This is a genomic window from Bradyrhizobium manausense (genome assembly GCF_001440035.1).
GTDB lineage: Bacteria > Pseudomonadota > Alphaproteobacteria > Rhizobiales > Xanthobacteraceae > Bradyrhizobium > Bradyrhizobium manausense.
Genome location: NZ_LJYG01000112.1, coordinates 139,069 through 142,342, shown reverse-complemented (window position 1 = coordinate 142,342; position 3,274 = coordinate 139,069). Strand labels below are relative to the sequence as shown.

At 65.7% G+C, this 3,274-nt stretch carries 3 protein-coding genes and 1 pseudogene; 2 read left to right on the top strand and 2 right to left on the bottom strand.

Going from position 1 to position 3,274, the window contains the following annotated elements:
- Positions 1-182 precede the first annotated feature (182 nt).
- Entirely contained in the window at positions 183-1,070 is an 888-nt protein-coding gene (locus AOQ71_RS37190) for a YicC/YloC family endoribonuclease (protein ID WP_057757973.1), read from the top strand.
- 3 nt (positions 1,071-1,073) lie between these two features.
- Positions 1,074-1,733 carry a guanylate kinase gene (gmk, locus tag AOQ71_RS37185; protein WP_057757971.1) on the top strand — a complete coding sequence of 220 codons (660 nt, stop codon included), beginning with the start codon at positions 1,074-1,076 and terminating at the stop codon, positions 1,731-1,733.
- On the opposite strand, the gene AOQ71_RS37180 is transcribed toward gmk, so the two are convergent.
- Together AOQ71_RS37180 and AOQ71_RS49245 are read right to left on the bottom strand one after the other, a co-directional pair.
- On the bottom strand, positions 1,666-2,910 hold the full coding sequence (locus AOQ71_RS37180; protein WP_057757967.1) for a hypothetical protein: 1,245 nt from the start codon (positions 2,908-2,910) through the stop codon (positions 1,666-1,668). The genes gmk and AOQ71_RS37180 overlap by 68 nt on opposite strands.
- Positions 2,911-3,062: 152 nt before the next feature.
- Positions 3,063-3,274, bottom strand: a pseudogene (locus tag AOQ71_RS49245) (hypothetical protein); the annotation flags it as partial.

Sequence of the window (3,274 nt, the reverse complement as noted above, 5' to 3'; positions counted from 1 at the left end):
CCCGCCCGCCAGGGTGCGGTGCAGCCGTCGCCGCCGGTGGTCCAGCGCTAGGCCCGCACCCATCGAGGTCCCTGTAGACTTGCCCTGCCGACTTTGCGGATTCCACTTTCCTGCAAAATAGTCTTAAGATTCGCGTGGCCTGATGGCCTCGCGAATCCCAGTTTTCCGGAGAATTTGACCTGATGGCGCTGTCGTCCATGACCGGCTTTGCGAGATGCCACGGCGCAAGCGGGCCGTATACGTTCGAATGGGAGTTGAAGTCGGTCAACGCCAAGGGCTTTGACCTCAGGGTGCGCCTGCCGCAGGGATTCGACGAGCTCGAGGCTTACGCCAAGAAGCGCGCCGGCGAGCTTTTGTCGCGCGGCACGGTCTACGCCAATCTCAACGTCAAGCGCGCCAATGCCGCCGCCGCGGTCCGCGTCAATGAGGACGTGCTCAACGCTGTGCTGAAGGCCGCCGCAATGATCTCCGGCAAGGTCGACGCGGTCGCGCCGAGCATCGACGGGCTGCTCGCCATCAAGGGTGTGGTCGAGGTCGCCGAGCCCGAGGGCGACGAGGAGGAGGACAAGGCCGCGCGCGCTGCTGCCGCTGACGCCTTCGACAAGGCACTCGACGAGCTCGTGGCGATGCGCAAGCGCGAGGGCATCTCGCTCGGCGAGATCCTGACCCAGCGGGTCGACGAGATCGAGCAGCTCGCGAAGAGGGCGGAAAGCTCGCCCGGCCGCAAGCCGGAGGCGATCAAGGCGAAGCTCGCCGAGCAGATCGCAGCTCTGCTTGATACCTCAGACCGTTTCGATTCCGATCGCCTGATGCAGGAGGCGATCCTGATCGCGACCAAGGCCGACATCCGCGAGGAGCTCGACCGTATCGCGTCCCACATCGCGCAGGCGCGCGAGCTGATCGGCAAGGGCGGCCCGATCGGCCGCAAGCTCGATTTTCTGGCGCAGGAGTTTCACCGCGAGGTCAACACCTGCTGCTCGAAGTCGAACGACATCGAGCTGACCAACACCGGGCTTGCCATGAAGAACGTGGTCGAGCAGTTCCGCGAACAGGTCCAGAATCTGGAGTGATCGATGACATCGGGCGGTCACGGAACTGACGGGGTCGAGCGGCGCGGATTGATGTTCGTGCTGTCCTCGCCATCGGGCGCGGGCAAGACGACGCTGTCGCGGATGCTGATCGACCGCATGCCGGGCCTGAAAATGTCGGTCTCGGCGACCACGCGATCGATGCGCCCGGGTGAGGTCAACGGCAAGGATTACACGTTTGTCGACAAGGCGACCTTCGATGCGATGGTCAAGGCCGACGAACTCCTGGAGTGGGCGACGGTGTTCGACAACAGCTACGGCACGCCGCGCGGACCGGTCGAGGCGGCGCTGTCGGCAGGCCAGGATGTGCTGTTCGACATCGACTGGCAAGGCACTCAGCAATTGAAGCAGAAGGCGCGCGCCGACGTCGTCAGCGTCTTCATCCTGCCGCCCTCGGCGTCCGATCTCGAGAAGCGGCTGCATTCGCGCGCGCAGGATTCCGACGAGGTGATCCGCAAGCGCATGAGCCGCGCCAGCGACGAGATGAGTCACTGGGCCGAGTACGATTACATCGTCATCAACCACAATGTCGATGACGCCTTCGCCGAGGTGCAGTCGATCCTGAAGGCCGAGCGCCTCAAGCGCGAGCGGCAGACCGGGCTCGTGAGCTTCGTGCGAGGGCTGCAAGGTCAGCTTCAAGGCTAGGCTCAAAGCCGGGCTTGGTCAGCCGCGGTCCTTGGCTCGCCAGCCGTTCCAGCATCGCCGTGATGATATCGATGTCGACGGCATTGTCGTCGGGCGCATGATTGGCGTGCACGTCTGCGTCGCGGAGGTGCTCCTGACCCGCGTTCACATCGTGATCGGCCGTTTTTTCGTCCTGACCGTCATCTTGGCCGTCGGCCGCCAGAGGCGCCGCCGCCTCGATCTCGAACTCACCGTCGAAATAGTCGATCTCGGTCTCCTCTCGCTCTTCGGCCGCGACCTCGAGGAGACGGTTTTGCGCTGCGATCCGGCGAATCCCGTCGGTGAATGTGGCGATCTGCGGTGCCTCTGGACGCACGGGTGTCTCCGGACGCACGGCGTCGAAGTCGACCGGGAGCGGTCGCTCCAGGCGCGGTGCAGGGACTGGCGTCGCGTTGAGCCACGGCGCGCGGCTGTCGTCGTGATCCTGCCTGTGATCCCAGTTGACGCGGCGATCGGCCGTCTGGGTGCGCGCGCGACCGCCGGCGAAGCGGTAGATCACACTGGCGATGAGGCCGGCGAGCGCGAGCGCTCCGATGATGACGAGCAGCAATGTCGGGAGCGAGCCGGTCGGCTTGTCAGCACTGTCGGCCGAGGCGAACGTCACAGGGGCAGGGGATGCCGGCGGCTGCGCGCTCGGCTGATCGACTGCCGTTGCAGGTGCTGCTGCCGACTGCGGCGCGGCTGGGGTGTCCGGCCAGCGCGTGGCGGCGGCCGGCTGCTGCGTATCGCTGCCGGTAGCGGACGCCGGTGGAGTTGCCTGCGGCGCAGTCGCAGGCGCAGGTGCAGCTTGCGCGATGCTCTGCGGCGCGATGTATTCGGCGCGCGCATTCTGCACCGATTGCTGCGGCGCTGAATCCGGTTGCGGCGAGCCATTCTCGGTTTGCGCAGTGGTCATGGCCTTGGCGCCCTCGGCGCGCAGATACCAGCATTGCCGCTTGGTCCCGCGTTCCACGCGATAGTGCCAATGCTGTCCCTGCGGCGCTGTGCCCTTCGGCGAGGCGAGACAGTCGCTCGCGGCAGCCGCCGTGCTTGCAGCGGCAGCGGCGCTCGGCGCGTTCTGTGAGACAGCGGCCAAGGGTGCGCCGGCAATAATGCTGCCGATTAGCGCGGATAAAAACTTTGCGGTGCGGTTGCCCATCCTGGTCTCCCGGTTACGCATGACGCAACTCGTTACGTTCCCCTTCTCAACAAAGAGTTAGGTGGCAATGAGCCGCAAATCCGGAGAGGATGTGGCTTGAATCGGGCCTGCGCGGCGTTCGTTCCACCGCGAATTCAGGCTTTTTGTCGGCGCTATTGCTTGCTTGCGGTCCAGGTTCCCGAACAGCCGTCGGAGCGGCGGAAGGTGCCGGAACCGCTGCGCCCGGACAGGCGGCCGGCGCCGGTATAAGTGATGCCGTTTCCGGCCTGGCCGAATGTGTGCACCGCGCCGTTCGCGCTGACCGTCCCGCTGACGCCTTCGCCGATGACGCGGCCCGAGGTCACGACGGTTGCGCCGCTCGACG